Consider the following 17,462-nt stretch of genomic DNA (forward strand, 5'->3'; position numbering starts at 1 on the left):
GGCTTCGGCCTGGGCGCGTCCCCCTCCCCCTTGTGGGGAGGGGCCAGGGGTGGGGGTACTGCGGTCGGTGCTCTTGGCGGCCGCCTCGCCGCCCGGCTCCGCAGCTGCCTTCACATTGCCCTCGCCGGCCACTTTCAACCGTACAATGGGCGAGCCGATCGCCACCGTGTCGCCGATCTCCGCACCCAGCCAGACGATCTCGCCGTCGACTGGCGAAGGAATCTCGACCGTCGCCTTGTCGGTCATGACGGCGGCAAGCACCGCGTCCTCGCGCACGAGATCGCCGACCTTGACCTGCCATTCGACCAATTCGGCCTCGGCGACGCCTTCGCCGACATCGGGCAGCTTGATCACATACTCGCCCATCGTCAGGTCCCCCTTACCGAGGCGTTTGCGCTGCCCCTCACCCTTGCCCATTCCAGGGCGAGCCGCTTGTCTCGCCCGTCCTTCGGACCCCCGTGAAAAACGGGGAGAGGGGGATCGCCGGCGTGGCGGCCAGTCCCTTCTCCCCGTTCTGCACGGGGAGAAGGTGCCGGCAGGCGGATGAGGGGCGGCGCCACCATTGGCAATTGGTCTGAGACTCTGCCTGCCATCGTCAGGCCTCCATCGTTTCGACGAGCGCGCGGCCGAGCCTGGCCGGACCGGGAAAATAGTCCCATTCCTGCGCATGCGGATAGGGCGTGTCCCAGCCGGCGACCCGCACCACGGGCGCTTCCAGATGGTAGAAGCAGTTTTCCTGCACCAGCGCCGACAGTTCGGCGCCGAAGCCGGATGTCAGCGTCGCCTCGTGCACGATCACGCAGCGGCCTGTCCTGTTGACCGAGTCGACGATCGTCTCGAGATCGAGCGGCAGCAGCGTCCTCAGATCGATGATCTCGGCGTCGATGCCGGTCTCCTCGGCCGCCGCCTGCGCGACATAGACCATCGTGCCGTAGGCCAGCACGGTGACCGCGGCGCCCGGCCGACGGATCACCGCCCTGCCGAGCGGGACCGTGTAATGCCCGTCGGCGACCTCGCCGAGTTCGTGCTTCGACCATGGCGTCACCGGGCGCTCGTGATGGCCATCGAACGGACCGTTGTAGAGCCGCTTCGGCTCCAGGAAGATCACCGGATCGGGATCCTCTATCGCCGCGATCAGAAGACCCTTGGCGTCATGCGGATTGGACGGCACGACGACCTTCAGGCCGGAGACATGGGTGAACAGCGCCTCCGGGCTCTGGCTGTGGGTCTGGCCACCAAAAATGCCGCCGCCGGTCGGCATCCGCACCACGATCGGGCAGGTGAAATCGCCGTTCGAGCGATAACGCAGCCGCGCCGCCTCCGAGACGATCTGGTCATAGGCCGGATAAACATAGTCGGCAAACTGCACCTCGACGCAAGGTTTCAGGCCGTAGGCGGCCATGCCGATGGCCGAGCCGACGATGCCGGCTTCGCTGATCGGCGTGTCGAAGCAGCGGCTCTTGCCGTATTTCGCCTGCAGGCCTTGGGTGCAGCGAAAGACGCCGCCGAAAAAGCCGACATCCTCGCCGAACACGATGACACGTTCGTCGCGCCCCATCGAGACGTCCATGGCGTCGCGGATCGCCTCGATCATGGTCCGTCTTGGCATGGTCAGACCCCCGCCTGCTGGCGCTGGCGTCTGAGATGCGGCGGCATCTCACCATAGACGCCTTCGAACATGTCGCGCGTCGAAGGCTTGCCGCCGGCATGCAGCGTGCCGTGGCGCTCGGCCTCCCTTTGCGCCGCGATCACCGCTTCGAGGATTTCCGCCTCGGCCTGGGTGTGGCGCTCGTCCGACCAGACGCCGCGCTGGATGAGATGGTTCTTCAGCCTGACGATCGGGTCGCCGAGCGGCCAGGCGTCGGATTCGGCCTTCGGCCGGTAGGCCGACGGATCGTCGGAACTCGAATGCGCCCCGACGCGATAGGTGACATATTCGACCAGCGTCGGCCCAAGATTTTTCCGCGCCCGCTCCGCCGCCCATTTGGCCACCGCGTGGACGGCGAGATAATCGTTGCCGTCGACCCGAAGCGACGGAATACCGAAGCCGAGGCCGCGGGCGGCAAATGTGCCGGAGCCGCCGCGGGCAATGCCCTGAAAGGTCGAGATCGCCCACTGGTTGTTGACGACGTTGAGCACCACCGGCGCCTTGTAGGTCGAGGCGAAGACCAGCGCCGAATGAAAGTCGGACTCGGCCGTCGAGCCGTCGCCGATCCAGGCGGCGGCGATCTTCGAATCATTGCTGATCGCCGAAGCCATCGCCCAGCCGACCGCCTGGATATATTGCGTCGCCAGATTGCCGGAGATCGAGAAGAAACCATGCTCCTTCGACGAATACATGATCGGCAGCTGCCGGCCCTTCAGCGGGTCGGCCTCGTTCGAATAGATCTGGTTCATCATCGTAACCATCGGATAGCCGTCGGCGATGAGCAGGCCAGCCTGCCGATAGGTCGGAAAGTTCATGTCGCCCGGCGCCAGCGCCTTGCGAAAGGCGCAGCTCACCGCCTCTTCGCCCAGATGCTGCATGTAGAACGAGGTCTTGCCCTGGCGCTGCGCCATCTGCATGCGCGCGTCGAAGCTGCGCAGCGTCATCATATGGCGCAGGCCTTCCAGCAACTCGTCGTCGGAAAGCAGGCCGGCCCACGGCCCGACGGCTTCGCCGGCGCGGTTGAGCACGCGGATGATCGAAAACGCCAGATCGCGGATATCACGCGGATCGACATCGATCTCGGGACGCGGCACCGAGCCGGCCTTGGGGATGGTCACATCAGAAAAATCCGGCGTCCCGCCCGGTCGCACCTCGGGCTCCGGCACATGGAAGCGCAACATTCCCGCATCGGCCATGACCTTCGTCCTCCCATGTTGCCCGGCCAAGATACTTGCACACCGGCAGACCAGTGCCAATTCGTCGGGCAAGGCTTCCGGCCAACCACCGCGCCGCCAGCAGCACCTGTCAGGATGAAGATATGTCAGCGAAATTTCTTGTCGATCTTCCGGCTCTGCGCGCAATTTGGCGCATGATTACGCCGGGTTTCCCGCCAGATTGGACAATGATTAGGGATTGGCGCTGTGCGCTGCGGCCGGAGCTGCCAATCTCCCCCCTTGTGGGAGAGATGCCCGGCAGGGCAGAGGGGGACCTGAAGGAACGCCACCTTGTTCATTTGCGATTAACCGGGAACCATGCCTGGGAGCGTGATTTGCGATCGATTGAGAGGTCGGCGGGACAGCGCCCCCCTCTGTCCTGCCGGACATCTCCCCCACAAGAGGGGAGATCACGCTCCTCATCGTTTGTCCGCAGCGATTGCCCACCTATCGTTTCACCCGGCGCCCGCATCATGCTAACCCAGAACCCATGGGACAGAAGAAAGGTTACGAGGTCGATTCGTGGTTGGCGCGGCCGGACCCGCGTGTCTCGATCGTCCTGCTCTACGGGCCCGACCGCGGGCTGGTCGCCGAGCGCGCCCGTGCCTTTGCCGGCAAGACCGGCCTGCCGCTCGACGATCCGTTCTCTGTGGTCAGGCTGGACGGTTCGGAAGTCGATCGCGACGAGGGCCGCCTGCTCGACGAGGCCCGCACCGTGCCGATGTTTTCGGACCGGCGCCTGCTCTGGGTGCGCAATGCGTCCGGCCAGAAGGCGCTTGCCGACGACGTCAAGGCGCTGACCGCGGAGCCGCCGCGTGACGCCATCATCCTGATCGAGGCCGGCGACCTGAAGAAGGGCGTCGGGCTGCGCGCCATTGTCGAGGCGGCGGACATTGCCATGGCGCTGCCGTGCTACGCCGACGAGGCGCGGGACATCGATACGGTCATCGACGACGAATTGCGCAAGGCCGGCATGTCGATGACGCTGGAAGCCCGCCAGGCGCTGCGCCGCAACCTCGGTGGTGACCGGCTGGCCTCGCGCGGCGAGATCGAAAAGCTGGTGCTCTATGCCCACGGCCAGAGCGAAATCAGCCTCGATGACGTCAAGGGGACGTCGGGCGACGTCTCTGGCCTGTCCTTCGATGACGCCGTCGATGCCTTGCTCGACGGCAAGGTCGGCGACTTCGACATAGCCTTCACCCGTCACTGCCAGTCCGGCGGCCAGGCATTTCTGGTGCTGTCGTCGGCGATGCGGCAGCTGCAGGCGATCCAGGCAATGCGCGGCCTGATGGACGCCGGCGGCCGCAACGCCGCTTCGGTCGTCGCCGCGGCGCGCCCGCCGGTTTTTTTCGCGCGGCGCAAGCTGGTCGAAAAAGCCCTCGAACGCTGGAGCAGCGAGGCGCTCGCCCGCGCGCTCAACCGCCTGCAGACGGCGGTGCTGCAGACCCGGCGCCGGCCGGACCTCGCGGTCGCGCTGGCCCGACAGGCGCTGCTCGGCATCGCCGTGGAGAGCGCAAGACTGGCGCGCACCTGATCTCCCCCCTTGAGGGGGAGATGTCGCCGAAGGCGACAGAGGGGGTCGCAGCGCGTGGAGCGCCGACATCTTCTTCGCTTCAGCAAGGTGCCGGCGCTTGATGTGAGGCGACCCCTTCTGGCCTGCCGGCCATCTCCCCCTCAGGGAGGGAGATCAGCAGCCTCGACGATTTCGCCAATCACCGGCGCTAGAAAGGGAAGGGCTGGCAATCGCCGCCCCTCATTTGCCCTGCCGGCCTCTTATCTGCAACGTTGGTGATTGGCGAAGCCGTCGATGACAGCCCCCTCTCCCCGTCAATATACGGGGAGAGGATGCCGGCAGGCAGGTGAGGGGCGGCTGAAGCAGGAGCAGGTAGCCTATAAGGTCGCCGATCCTCGTCTAAAACAAGCGGGATCCGAGGCTCTTTGCCGGCTAACTACTGCTCCTGCTTCAGCCGCCGGCAAAGCTCGTCGAGTTGCTCCAGCGTCCGATAGGCGACGCTGATCACGCCGCCGCGCTCGTTGTGCTCGATCGTGACGAACATGCCGAGCGTGTCGGTCATGAACTTTTCCAGCGCCCGCGTATCAGCATCCTTTTGCACCGGTGCTGCAGGCTGTCGCTTCACCGTCGGCGCACCCGCCGGCATCTGCGCCAGCGCTTCGGCCTGGCGCACCGAAAGCCCGTCCTCGACGATGCGCTTGGCCAGGCCCGCCGGATCCTGCGCCGTCACCAATGTACGGGCATGGCCGGCCGACAGCGCGCCGTCGACCAGCATGTCGCGGATCACGTCCGGCAGCTTCAACAGCCGCAGCGTGTTGGCGACATGGCTGCGGCTCTTGCCGATCACCTGGCCGAGATCGGCCTGGGTGTAGCCGTGATCGTCGATCAGCTGCTGGTAGCCCATCGCCTCCTCGACCGGATTGAGGTCGGTGCGCTGGACGTTTTCGATGATCGCCAGCTCGAGCGCGGTGCGATCGTTGACATCGCGCACGATGATCGGGATCTCGCTCAGCCCGGCGCGCTGCGCCGCGCGCCAGCGCCGCTCGCCGGCGATGATCTCGTAGCGGCCAGCTTGCGTCGGCGATGGCCGCGCCACCACCGGCTGCACCACGCCATGTTCGCGGATCGACTGGGCAAGATCGGTCAGGTCGGCGTCGCCGAAATGCCGGCGTGGATTCTTTGGGTTCGGGCTCAGGAACTCGATCGGCACCTTGCCGTCGGCATTCATGCCCGGCTTTTCCACTGCTGCCGGACGATCGATTTCGCCGATCAGCGCCGCCAGTCCCCGGCCCAGTCTTTTTCTCGAAAGGTCTTCGCTCATCGTCTGTCCAGATCGTTTCGGTATCAATTCGGCTTCTAAGCGGCGCGCAGTTTGCGCTCGCGGCGGATCACCTCGGAGGCAAGCTGCAGATAGGCCTGGCTGCCGGAGCATTTGAGGTCGTAGAGGATCGCCGGCTTGCCGTAGGACGGCGCCTCGGAGACGCGCACATTGCGCGGGATGACGGTTTCATAGACCTTGTCGCCCATATGCGCCCGCACGTCCTGCACCACCTGGTTGGCGAGGTTGTTGCGCCCGTCGAACATGGTCAGCACGATGCCCTGGATGGTCAGCTCGGGATTGATCGAGCGGCGGACCTGCTCGACCGTTTCCAGCAGCTGGCTCAGACCTTCGAGCGCGAAGAATTCGCATTGCAGCGGCACCAGCACCGAATCGGCTGCCGCCATCGAGTTGAGCGTCAGCAGATTGAGCGACGGCGGGCAATCGATCAGCACATAGCCAAAATTCGCCGAGCGCTCGGCCGAGGCACGCAAGGCGTTGCGCAGCCGCAGCACCCGGTCTGGCGCCGAGGCGATCTCCATTTCGATGCCGAGCAGGTCGAGCGTCGACGGCACGATCGACAGTCCCGGCACCGCCGTCGGGATCGCCGCCGCCTCCAGATCGAGCTCGCCGGTCAGCACGTCATAGGAGGAAACGGTGCGGTCGCGCCGGTCGATGCCGAGACCGGTGCTGGCATTGCCTTGCGGGTCGAGATCGACGATCAGCACCCGCTCGCCGATCGCCGCCAGCGCCGTGGCCAGATTGATGGCCGTCGTCGTCTTGCCGACGCCGCCCTTCTGGTTGGCTACGGTGATGATTCGGGGGCCATTCTTCATCATGGGTCTATGCCAGAAATTCATGCCGAGGTCGCCGATCTAAGTCAGTTGGCGCAAATCAGACAGTTCGAGGATGACGCCATGAGCGTCGGTCGCGCTGGCATGTTCTACCAGATCGAACGACCATCGTTGAGCGCTTTCTGCCAATTCGGTACGGTAATCCCGGCCTTTGTGGAACAGGCCGCAGGTGCCCGTCGTCAGCCACGGCGCCGCCAGTTCGAGCAACACCGGAAGCGACGCCAGCGCTCTGGCGGTAACGATTTGAGGTGTTGAAACAAACGGATACGCGTCGTCGATGCGCCGTGCGACGACCCTGGCCGGCAGGTTGAACTGGCCCACGACCGCTTGCAGGAACGATGCCTTTTTCCGATTGCTTTCAACCAGGTCGATGCTGGCGCCGTCGCGCTCGGCAAGCAGGAACGCCAGCACCAGGCCGGGAAAACCGCCACCGGAGCCGAGATCGAGCCAGCGCTTCGCGTCTGGTTTGATTCGCGCCAGCTGCGCGCTGTCGAGGATGTGGCGGCGCCAGACGTCGCCCTGCGTCGACTGCGCCGCCAGGTTTATCCGGCGGTTCCATTTCTGAAAGACCGTCTCGAACTCTACCAAGCGTTCGAATGTTTCACGTGAAACCGGACCGGCAGCCGATTGCAGGCCCGCCCATGAGGCAGCGCTCACGCAACATTCCTTCGCGTGGCAGCCTCGGCGTTGCGGACATGCGCGACAATGATTGCCAGTGCCGCCGGCGTCATGCCTTCCATACGCTGAGCGTCGGCGATCGAGCGCGGCTGGCGTGCCAGCATCTTTTGCTTCAACTCGTTGGATAGCCCCGGAACGGAAGCAAAATCGAGCGACGCCGGGATCAATCGGCTCTCTTCATGCCTGATCTGCGTGACGTCAGCTTGCTGGCGATTGAGATAGACCGAATATTTCGCTTCCGTTTCAAGGCGTTCAGCCGTTTTGCTGTCAATTCCCGCAAACTGCGGGGCGATTCTGGCCAGCCAGGCGACGTCGACGCCGGGATAGGCCAGCAACTCATAGGCCGAGCGGCGTACCCCGTCCCGGTTGATCACCAGCCCATGACGCGCCGCTTCATTCGGGGTCATGGTGAAGCCAAGCGCAAGGTCGCTCGCATTTTCAAGGTTCTGCACGATATCGCTAAACCGTTGCATCCGCTCCTGCGAGGCAATCCCGAGCTTCATCGCCAGCGGCGTCAGCCGCTCATCGGCATTGTCGGCGCGCAGCGACAGCCGGAACTCGGCCCGCGAAGTGAACATCCGATACGGTTCGGCGATGCCACGGCTGGTCAGGTCGTCGACCATCACCCCGATATAGGCCTCGGTGCGGCTGAGCACGATCTGGTCGCTTGCCGACGTTTTGCGCGCGGCGTTGAGGCCGGCCAACAACCCCTGCGCCCCGGCCTCCTCGTAACCGGTGGTGCCGTTGATCTGCCCGGCCAGAAAAAGACCGGCGATCCGCTTGGTTTCCAGCGTCGGCTTGAGCTCGCGCGGATCGACATGATCGTACTCGATGGCATAGCCGGGCTGCAGCATGGTGGCGCGTTCAAGGCCCGGAATGGTTTTTAGAATGTCGAGCTGCACGTCCTGCGGCAGCGAGGTCGAAATACCGTTCGGGTAGACGGTATCGTCGTCCAGCCCTTCCGGCTCGAGGAAAATCTGGTGGCCTTCGCGATCGCCGAATTTGACGATCTTATCCTCGATCGACGGGCAGTAACGCGGTCCCACCCCTTCGATCGAGCCGGAATACATCGCCGAACGGCCCAGATTGGTGCGGATCAACTCATGCGTCGCTGCCGTCGTACGCGTGATGCCGCAATGGATCTGCGGATTGTCGATGCGGTCGGTCATCAGCGAGAACGGCACCGGGTCGTCATCCGCCGCCTGGCTCTCCAGCGACGCCCAATCGATCGTGCGTCCGTCCAGCCGCGGCGGCGTGCCGGTCTTCAGCCGTCCGAGCTTGAAGCCGGCGCGGCTCATCGTCGCCGACAGGCCGAGGCTGGCCTGCTCGTTCATGCGGCCGGCAACGATCTTCTTCTCGCCGATATGGATCAACCCGCGCAGGAAAGTGCCGGTGGTCAGCACCACGGCGCCGCAGCCAAGCCGGCGGCCATCCGCCAGCAGCACCGCCGCCAGGCGCTCATTGGCGATTTCGAAATCCAGGACCTCGCCCTCGACCACGTCGAGGCCCGCCTGTTCGCGAATCGCCGCTTGCATGGCGAGCCTATAGAGTTTTCTGTCGGCTTGCGTCCGCGGCCCGCGAACTGCCGGGCCCTTGCGGCGGTTGAGCAGCCGGAACTGGATGCCGGCCGCATCGGCGACGCGCCCCATCAGCCCGTCCATGGCATCGATCTCGCGAACCAGATGGCCCTTGCCGAGGCCGCCGATCGCCGGATTGCACGACATGACGCCGATTGTCTCGAAGCGCAGCGTCACCAGGGCAGTCTTCGCGCCAGCGCGCGCGGCAGCACTGGCCGCCTCGCAACCAGCATGGCCGCCGCCCACCACAACCACATCATAGTGATCGGTCATTTTTAGTGTTCCAGATTCAGGTTGACCGACACATGTCCCCGTCAGGACGAGGTGTCAAGCCGGCACCTTCTCCCGGTATAGTGACGGGGAGAAGCGGGCTAGCCGCAGCAACGACGGGTCCCTTGCAGCGCTGTCGACGGTTGTGTCTTTCTCCCCGTCACTATACGGGGAGAAATGCCCGGCAGGGCAAATGAGGGGCAGCGCTAAGTCTGAAATTCGATCCCGTCTCGGGGACCATGGATCGTTTCACGTGAAACAATGCCTTCGAGCTAATCGCGTGGTGTTTCACGTGAATCACCCAGAGCTGGCCGGCCCGCAATGTTTCACGTGAGTCATTTGCCGATGCAGAACTGCGCAAAGATGACGTCGAGCATGTCCTCGACATCGACCGCCCCGACGATGCGGCCAAGCCGATCCGCCGCCAGCCGCAATTCCTCTGCCCGCAGTTCCTGCCCGCGTCCATCCTCTGCCGCTGCCACCAGCAGGAAGCGCTTCGTCTCGTTGAGCAGTTCGACGTGCCGCAGCCGCGACGGCAGGATATCGCCGGCCTGGCCGACCTGCGCTGCGGCGCGACGGCCGATCTCGGCCAGCAATTCGGCCAGCCCGGTGCCGTCCTTGGTCGAGATAACCGCGTCGTAGCGCGCCACAAGCGATTCATCCCGCAGCAAATCAGCCTTCGTCCCGATCCTCAAGGCCGCGACATCAGGCGGTATTGCGCCGATTGCCACCGGCTCCGGCATATCCTCGAGCACCAGCAACAGATGGGCAGTGCCGGCCTTGCTCCTTGCTCTTTCGATGCCGATCGCCTCGATCCTGCCGGGCGTATCGCGCAGGCCGGCGGTATCGGTCACTCTTATGCGCATCCCCTCCAGGTCCAGCACCACCTCGAGCAGATCGCGGGTGGTGCCGGGCTCTTCGGTGACGATTGCCGCCTCGCGCCGGGCCAGAGCGTTGAACAGGCTCGATTTGCCGGCATTCGGCGCACCAAGAATGACGACCTCGAACCCGTCACGGATGATTTCGGCGGCCCGGAAGCCTTGGACATGACGCTCGATTTCGGAAATCATCGCGCGAACGTCCGACCAGACCGTCTCTGCAACGGAACCGGGCACATCGTCTTCGTCGGCAAAATCGATTTCTGCCTCGATCATCGCGCGCGCATGAATCAGCCGACGGCGCCAGGCGAGGTAGAGCTCGCTCTGCACGCCTTCGGCATTCTGCACGGCAAAACGCCGCTGCGCCTCAGTCTCGGCATTGACGAGATCGGCCAGCGCCTCGGTCTCGACCAAATCGACCTTGCCATTGAGAAAGGCGCGGCGGGTGAACTCGCCCGGCTCGGCATGTCTGACGCCGTCGAAGCCGGCGATCACCTCCAGCATCTTCGCCACCACGGCCCGCCCGCCATGGACGTGGAATTCGGCGACATCCTCGCCGGTAAAGCTGTTTGGGCCGGCAAAGAAAACGACCAGCCCGCTGTCGAGCACCGATCCGTCCGGCGCCCTGAACTGGCGATAGGCGGCAACACGGTTCTTGACCTTGGGACCAGCAATCGTTTCTACGACGAATCGACTTTGCGGGCCGGAAATGCGGATCACGGCAACCCCGGCGGGCAGGCGGCCGCTCGACAGGGCAACAATGGAATTACCTGAAATCATTTGCCGACCCAGCACAACCGCCCTAGCTTCGCTTGTTCACCAACAGATTGCCGAGTTATCAACAGTGACGTTGCCCGCGAAAAACCTGCTTGCCGAAGAGGCCAGCCCCTATCTGCAGCAGCACAGCGACAACCCCGTGCATTGGCGGGCGTGGTCGCCGGCATCGCTCGCCGAAGCAAGGGCGCTTGAGCGGCCGATCCTGCTCTCGGTCGGCTACGCCGCCTGCCACTGGTGCCATGTCATGGCGCACGAGAGTTTTGAGAACGCCGACGTCGCCGCCGTCATGAACCGTCTGTTCGTCAATATCAAGGTCGATCGCGAAGAGCGGCCGGACATCGACCAGATCTATATGGCGGCATTGTCGGCGATGGGCGAGCAGGGCGGATGGCCGCTGACCATGTTTTTGACACCGGACGGAAAACCTTTCTGGGGCGGCACCTATTTTCCGCGCGAAGCCCGTTACGGCCGCCCGGGCTTCGTCCAGGTGCTGGAGGCGGTCGACAAAGCGTGGCGCGGGAAGAAAGAAAGCGTTAACCAAAGCGCCGCCGGCCTGACCACGCATGTCGAGGCGCGGCTGGCCGGCAGCCATGCCAAGGCGGTGCTCGACCGCGACACGCTCGCGACGCTCGCCAACGGCATCGACGGTATGATCGACCGGGATCTGGGCGGGCTGCGCGGCGCGCCCAAATTCCCCAATGCGCCGTTCATGCAGACGCTGTGGCTGTCCTGGCTGCGCGACGGCGCCACAGCCCATCGCGACGCTGTCCTGCTCAGCCTCGAAAAGATGCTGGCAGGCGGCATCTATGACCATGTCGGCGGCGGCCTCAGCCGCTATTCGACCGATGCCGAATGGCTGGTGCCGCATTTCGAAAAGATGCTCTACGACAACGCACAGCTCATCCGGCTGTGCAACTGGGCTTATGCGGCAACCGGCAATGAATTGTTCCGGATACGAATCGAAGGCACGGTCGACTGGCTGTTGCGCGAGATGCGCGTCGAAGGCAGCGCATTCGCTGCCAGCCTCGACGCCGACAGCGAGGGCGAGGAGGGGTTGTTCTACACCTGGAGCAAGGATGAGATCGAAACCGCTCTCGGCGACGAATCAGCCTTGTTTTTCCGATACTTCACGCTTTCCGGCCCGCATGGCTGGGAGGGCAAACCGATCATCCACCAGAGTGCGGCCCAGCAAAAACAAAGCGTCGCCGATCGCGACCGGCTCATTCCGCTCAGAGAAAAACTGCTGGCGGCCAGGGAGCAGCGCGTCAGGCCCGGGCGCGACGGAAAAATCCTGACCGACTGGAACGGCCTGGTGATCGCCGCTCTCGCCGAAGCCGGGCGCGCCGTGAAACGGATCGACTGGATCGAGGCAGCGGAACAGGCCTTTGCTGCCATTGCCAGCGCCGGTCGAGACGGTCGCCTGCCGCATTCGATGCTTGGCGCCAAGAAGCTGTTTCCGGCGCTGTCGAGCGACTACGCCGCCATGGCCAACGCCGCGATCTCGCTATTCGAGGCAACCGGCACATCGAGTTATGCCGAACTGGCTGGCCAATTCATCGCGCAGCTCGACCAATGGCATCACGACGAGGACAACGCCGGCTACTATCTGACCGCGTTGGACAGCAGCGACGTGCCGATCCGCATCAGGGGCGATGCCGACGAGGCCATTCCTTCAGCCACTGGCCAGATCATCGAGGCCATGGTCCGATTGTCGTCGCTTTCCGGCGATCTCGAAATACAGGAAAAGACCTGGAAGGTCGCCGAACACGCAGCCGGCAGGGCGGCGCATCAGGCCTATGGCCAGGCCGGCATCGTCAATGCCTGTGCCTTGGTGCTCGAGCCGTTGAAGCTGGTGTTGGTGGATAGTTATGAGAATCCAACCTTTGTTCCGGTAGCGAATCGAAATCCCGACCCGCGCCGGATCGACACGATCGTGCCGGTCGGCTCGGCGACAAACCTGCCTATCCTGCCAGGCGGCGCTTTGCCGCCAACGACCGAGCCCGGCGCCTGGCTGTGCACGGGGCAGGTCTGCCTGCCGGTGATAACGGAGGCCGAGGAACTCGAGCGTCGGTTGCGGCACGGATAGGAGAGGGATGCGGCGCCGATCCACCTTCTCCCGCAGGGGAGAAGACAAGAGGCGCCAGCCCCTTACGTATTCATCGAATCGAAGAAATCCGCGTTGGTCTTGGTCTGCTTGAGCTTGTCGATGAGGAACTCGATGGCGTCGGTGGTGCCCATCGGCGCCAGGATGCGGCGCAGCACGAAGATTTTTTGCAGGTCCTGGCGGGCCACCAAAAGATCTTCCTTGCGGGTGCCGGACTTGAGGATGTCCATGGCCGGATAGATGCGCTTGTCCGCCACCTTGCGGTCGAGCACGATTTCCGAGTTGCCGGTGCCCTTGAACTCTTCGAAGATGACCTCGTCCATGCGGCTGCCGGTGTCGATCAGCGCGGTGGCGATGATGGTCAGCGAGCCGCCTTCCTCGATGTTGCGGGCGGCGCCGAAGAAGCGCTTCGGCCGCTGCAGCGCATTGGCGTCGACACCGCCGGTCAGCACCTTGCCGGATGACGGCACCACGGTGTTGTAGGCGCGGCCGAGGCGGGTGATCGAATCCAGCAGGATGACGACGTCGCGCCCGTGCTCGACCAGGCGCTTGGCCTTCTCGATCACCATTTCGGCGACCTGGACGTGTCGCACCGCCGGCTCGTCGAAGGTCGAGGAGACGACCTCGCCCTTCACCGAGCGCTGCATGTCGGTGACTTCTTCCGGCCGCTCGTCGATCAACAGCACGATCAGGTAGCATTCGGGATGATTGGTGGTGATCGAATGGGCGATGTTCTGCAACAGCACCGTCTTGCCGGTGCGCGGCTGCGCCACGATCAGGGCGCGCTGGCCCTTGCCGAGCGGCGCCACCAGGTCGATGACGCGGGCCGAGATGTCCTTCGAGGTCGGAACGTCCATTTCCATCTTCAGCCGCGAGGTCGGGTAAAGCGGCGTTAGATTGTCGAAATGGATCTTGTGGCGGATCTTTTCCGGGTCGTCGAAATTGATCGTGTTGACCTTGAGCAGCGCGAAATAGCGCTCGCCCTCCTTCGGGCTGCGGATCGGGCCCTCGACCGTGTCGCCGGTCTTCAGCGAGAACCGGCGGATCTGCGACGGCGAGATATAGATATCGTCCGGGCCTGGCAGGTAATTGGCATTGGCCGAGCGCAGGAAGCCAAACCCGTCCTGCAGCACTTCGACGACCCCGTCACCGATGATCTCGATATCTTGGGTCGCCAGCCGCTTCAGGATCGCGAACATCAGTTCCTGCTTGCGCATGACACTGGCGTTCTCGACCTCGAGCGATTCGGCATAAGCGATCAGCTCTGGCGGTTTCTTGTTCTTGAACTCTGTGAGTTTCATTTCTTGCATCATTAGACGGACTCTGAGTGAGTAAGTATGGGGAAAATATCGGCGGGATGCGACAAATGCCGGGCGCGGCCGAAGCGATGAATGGGGCGGCGCATGACGGGAAGGAAGACCCGTCTTTTATCGTTGGTCGACCGAAAGAGCAAGCCGCTTGGAAGCGATCAATTGCGAATCTCGGCACCGCCCCTCAACCCCCTGCCGGGACCTTCTCCCCGTATAGTGACGGGGAGAAGGGGCTTGGCCGCAATCTTGGCGCACATACTGCAACCCTGGATATTGGCGAAGCCATCAATCACAGCGCCCCTCTCCCCGTCACTATACGGGGAGAGGATGCCGGCAGGCAGGTGAGGGGCAGCGCAAACGCCCGAAACAGACACAAATCGTCAAAACGGCTTCACGATGACCAGCACGACGATGACGATCATCAGCAATGTGGGGATCTCATTGACGAGCCGCCAGTGCCGAGCCGGCTTTTCGTTGCGGTCCTCGGCGAATCTGCGTACCGCGCCGGCCAGATAGCCATGAACCGCCGAGAGCCCGAGCACCGCGGCGATCTTGGCATGCAGCCAGCCACCCTGAAAACCAAAGCCTTTCCAGGCCAGCCAGAGGCCGAACGCCCAGGTGATGATCATGGCTGGATTGATGATGCCGCGCAGCAGCCGGCGCTCCATCACCTTGAAGGTCTCCGACTGGACGGAGCCTTTTTCCGCATCGGCATGATAAACTAGCAGCCGCGGCAGATAGAGCATGCCCGCCATCCACGAGATGACGGCGATGACATGGATCGCCTTTGCCCAGGGATAGAAATCATCCGGCCCGAACAGGAACAGAAGCGCCGCCAGGACGAGGAAGATGATGATGGCGATCGCCGCTCGACCCATCGCTGCACCACCGCTGCTGCCCGCACCACTGTTGGCGTTGTTCATGTCGGTCATCGATGCGCCCGCACCATCTTCACCATCGCCTCGACATGCGCGATCGGCGTTTCCGGCGTGATGCCGTGGCCGAGATTGAAGACCAGCGGCCCATCGCCCAGTGCTTTCAGGATTGCGTCGACACCGTCAGAAAGCGCCTTGCCGCCGGCCACCAGCCGCAACGGATCGAGATTGCCCTGCACAGCACCATCGCGCTGCAGTTCCTTCGCCGTCGTCAACGGCACGGTCCAGTCGAGCCCCAGCCCGGTCACGCCGGTTTTTTGGCGATAGCTGCGGTAATGGGCGCCGGCGCCCTTGGGAAAGCCGATGATCGGAATGTCGGGATGGACGGCCCGGACCTGCCTGACGATCTCCGCCACCGGCCTGACGCAAAACGCCTCGAAAGAAACTTCGTCGAGCACGCCGGACCACGAGTCAAATATCTGCACCACATCGGCGCCGGCTTCGATCTGTCGGATCAGATAGGCAGCCGAGTGATCGGCAAGCACTTTCAGCAATTGCAGGAAAGCCGCCGGCTCGCGATAGGCAAACAGCCGTGCTGGCGCCTGGTCCGAGGTGCCGTGGCCGGCGATCATATAGGTCGCCACCGTCCACGGCGCGCCGCAGAAGCCGATCAGCGTCGTTTGATCCGGCAGTTTTGTCCGCAATCGCCTGACCGTCTCGTAGACCGGTTCGAGATTCACGTGAAACGTTTCGCCGTCGAGAACCGCAATCTCCGTCGCCGAGATCGGCGTCAACAGCGGCCCACGGCCCTCCTCGAAGCGCACGTCGCGGCCCAGCGCATGCGGCACGACAAGGATATCGGAAAATAGGATCGAAGCATCGAAGCCGAAACGTTCGATCGGCTGCAGCGTCACTTCCACGGCAAGATCGGGATTATAGCAAAGGTCGAGGAACGATCCGGCCCGCCTGCGTGTCTCGCGATACTCCGGCAGATAGCGGCCGGCCTGACGCATCATCCAGAGCGGCGGCGGAGACAGAGCCTTGCCCTTCAACACGTCCAGCATGATGCGGTTTTCAGGCATTCAGCGCTCGCCTCTCCAGGCTTCTCTATAATTAAATATTCTATTTCTAGGAATCTTATGATTCTAAGAGTCTGTTGGTATCGGTGGTTGTCTCCTGTCCCGCCTTGCCCCGGAAAAGGCCAGCCAGCATATTGTCGCGTGCTTCTTTTGCCGGATAGGAGGAGTTTGGGGACAGTTGGAAATTCCCGACTGGGAACAATGCGTTACCGCCCGCCTGGAGAAAATGACCCTGTGGATGAGACCGAGTCGAAAAAGCCCGTCCCCGAACTTGTCCCCAGCCGCCCGACGAAGCCGGCAGCGCGTCGAATTGTGGACAAACCGGCATCTGATACAGTCGCCCCGAACCGGCCGATCTTTCCGACCGACCTTATCCACATCGGCCCACAGCTTGGAACGTACCCCTGTGAACAAACCCCAGAGCTTCTTTCACCTTCACCTGATTTCCGATGCCACCGGTGAGACGCTGCTGGCGGCCGGGCGCGCGGCTTCGGCGCAATACAAGGATGCGCGCGCCATCGAGCATATCTACCCGCTGATCCGCACCGAAAAGCAGGTGACGAAAGTGTTCGAGGACATCGAGGAGGAGCCGGGCATCATCCTTTATACGGTCGTCGACCAGAAGCTCGCCCGCGGCATCGACGAGCGCTGCGCCGCCATGGGCCTTCCTTGCGTCTCGGTGCTGGAACCGGTGCTGACCGTGTTCCAGTCCTATCTCGGCACGCCGGCCGGCCGCCGCGTCGGCGCCCAGCATGTGCTGGACGCCGAATATTTCCGCCGCATCGACGCGCTCAACTTCACCATGGAGCATGATGACGGCCAGCTGCCTGCCAATATGGACGACGCCGACATTGTGCTGGTCGGCATTTCGCGCACCTCGAAGACGCCGACCAGCATCTATCTCGCCAATCGCGGCATCAAGACCGCCAACATCCCGATTGTGATCGGCGTGCCGGTGCCGGAAAGCCTGGTCAACGCCACGAAGCCGCTGATCGTCGGCCTGATCGCCACCGCCGAGCGCATCTCGCAGGTGCGCCAGAACCGCATCCTCGGCAACACCAGCGCCTACGAGCCGACCGACTATGTCGACCGCGCGGCGATCAGCGAGGAACTTGCCTACGCCCGCCAGATCTGCACCCGGCACGGCTGGCCGATGATCGACGTCAGCCGCCGCTCGATCGAGGAGACGGCGGCGGCGATCGTTGCCCTGCGCGGAAAGACGCGCTAGGTTCGGGCGCTTGTGCTGTGGGCGGCCCTTTCCTTCTCCCCTTTGTGGGAGAAGGTGGCCTCGCGAAGCGAGGTCGGATGAGGGGTGTTCCAGCCTGGCACCGACGGCGATCCTTCCAACACCCCTTGTGTCTCTAGAA

At 63.6% G+C, this 17,462-nt stretch carries 14 protein-coding genes; 3 read left to right on the forward strand and 11 right to left on the reverse strand.

Annotated features, from left to right (window positions below):
• The 3 genes from AC0L28_RS33575 to AC0L28_RS33585 all read right to left on the reverse strand — a co-directional run.
• Positions 1-366 (reverse strand): biotin/lipoyl-containing protein (locus AC0L28_RS33575; RefSeq protein WP_473482720.1); only part of this gene is annotated, 366 nt, incomplete at its 3' end.
• 229 nt (positions 367-595) lie between these two features.
• The gene (locus AC0L28_RS33580) at positions 596-1,609 is read right to left on the reverse strand and encodes an alpha-ketoacid dehydrogenase subunit beta (RefSeq protein WP_027153639.1); all 1,014 of its coding nucleotides are present in this window, start codon (positions 1,607-1,609) and stop codon (positions 596-598) included.
• A gap of 2 nt (positions 1,610-1,611) precedes the next feature.
• The gene (locus tag AC0L28_RS33585) at positions 1,612-2,844 is read right to left on the reverse strand and encodes a thiamine pyrophosphate-dependent enzyme (RefSeq protein WP_473482722.1); all 1,233 of its coding nucleotides are present in this window, start codon (positions 2,842-2,844) and stop codon (positions 1,612-1,614) included.
• Positions 2,845-3,352: 508 nt separating this feature from the next.
• On the opposite strand from AC0L28_RS33585, the gene holA reads away from it, so the two are divergent.
• The gene (gene holA / locus AC0L28_RS33590; protein WP_473482724.1) at positions 3,353-4,396 is read left to right on the forward strand and encodes a DNA polymerase III subunit delta; all 1,044 of its coding nucleotides are present in this window, start codon (positions 3,353-3,355) and stop codon (positions 4,394-4,396) included.
• Positions 4,397-4,811: 415 nt separating this feature from the next.
• Here holA and AC0L28_RS33595 read toward each other — a convergent pair whose 3' ends face one another.
• The 5 genes from AC0L28_RS33595 to mnmE all read right to left on the reverse strand — a co-directional run bounded on the left by AC0L28_RS33595 (position 4,812) and on the right by mnmE (position 10,730).
• Entirely contained in the window at positions 4,812-5,696 is an 885-nt protein-coding gene (locus tag AC0L28_RS33595) for a ParB/RepB/Spo0J family partition protein (protein ID WP_287065679.1), read from the reverse strand.
• Between the two features lie 35 nt (positions 5,697-5,731).
• Positions 5,732-6,532: a ParA family protein gene (locus AC0L28_RS33600; RefSeq protein ID WP_084646769.1), complete on the reverse strand. Its 801-nt coding sequence runs from the start codon at positions 6,530-6,532 to the stop codon at positions 5,732-5,734.
• Positions 6,533-6,568: 36 nt separating this feature from the next.
• A complete protein-coding gene (rsmG, locus tag AC0L28_RS33605) occupies positions 6,569-7,204 on the reverse strand; it encodes a 16S rRNA (guanine(527)-N(7))-methyltransferase RsmG (RefSeq protein WP_128171034.1) in 636 nt (211 codons plus the stop codon).
• On the reverse strand, positions 7,201-9,075 hold the full coding sequence (gene mnmG / locus AC0L28_RS33610; protein WP_473482727.1) for a tRNA uridine-5-carboxymethylaminomethyl(34) synthesis enzyme MnmG: 1,875 nt from the start codon (positions 9,073-9,075) through the stop codon (positions 7,201-7,203). Before mnmG ends, rsmG begins: the two co-directional genes overlap by 4 nt.
• 332 nt (positions 9,076-9,407) lie before the next feature.
• Positions 9,408-10,730: a tRNA uridine-5-carboxymethylaminomethyl(34) synthesis GTPase MnmE gene (mnmE, locus tag AC0L28_RS33615; protein ID WP_473482729.1), complete on the reverse strand. Its 1,323-nt coding sequence runs from the start codon at positions 10,728-10,730 to the stop codon at positions 9,408-9,410.
• A 64-nt stretch (positions 10,731-10,794) separates the two neighbouring features.
• Between mnmE and AC0L28_RS33620 the strand changes: the two genes are divergently transcribed.
• The gene (locus AC0L28_RS33620; protein ID WP_473482731.1) at positions 10,795-12,813 is read left to right on the forward strand and encodes a thioredoxin domain-containing protein; all 2,019 of its coding nucleotides are present in this window, start codon (positions 10,795-10,797) and stop codon (positions 12,811-12,813) included.
• A 62-nt stretch (positions 12,814-12,875) separates the two neighbouring features.
• On the opposite strand, the gene rho is transcribed toward AC0L28_RS33620, so the two are convergent.
• The 3 genes from rho to hemE all read right to left on the reverse strand — a co-directional run bounded on the left by rho (position 12,876) and on the right by hemE (position 16,098).
• Positions 12,876-14,141 carry a transcription termination factor Rho gene (gene rho, locus AC0L28_RS33625; RefSeq protein ID WP_027153631.1) on the reverse strand — a complete coding sequence of 422 codons (1,266 nt, stop codon included), beginning with the start codon at positions 14,139-14,141 and terminating at the stop codon, positions 12,876-12,878.
• Positions 14,142-14,521: 380 nt separating this feature from the next.
• The gene (gene hemJ / locus AC0L28_RS33630) at positions 14,522-15,073 is read right to left on the reverse strand and encodes a protoporphyrinogen oxidase HemJ (protein WP_023802688.1); all 552 of its coding nucleotides are present in this window, start codon (positions 15,071-15,073) and stop codon (positions 14,522-14,524) included.
• Positions 15,070-16,098 (reverse strand): uroporphyrinogen decarboxylase, encoded by a 1,029-nt coding sequence (gene hemE / locus AC0L28_RS33635; protein WP_023802687.1) that lies wholly within the window; start codon positions 16,096-16,098, stop codon positions 15,070-15,072. Before hemE ends, hemJ begins: the two co-directional genes overlap by 4 nt.
• 403 nt (positions 16,099-16,501) lie before the next feature.
• On the opposite strand from hemE, the gene AC0L28_RS33640 reads away from it, so the two are divergent.
• Entirely contained in the window at positions 16,502-17,323 is an 822-nt protein-coding gene (locus AC0L28_RS33640) for a pyruvate, water dikinase regulatory protein (RefSeq protein ID WP_023802686.1), read from the forward strand.
• Positions 17,324-17,462 lie beyond the last annotated feature (139 nt).

The organism is Mesorhizobium sp. WSM4847, assembly GCF_055811335.1.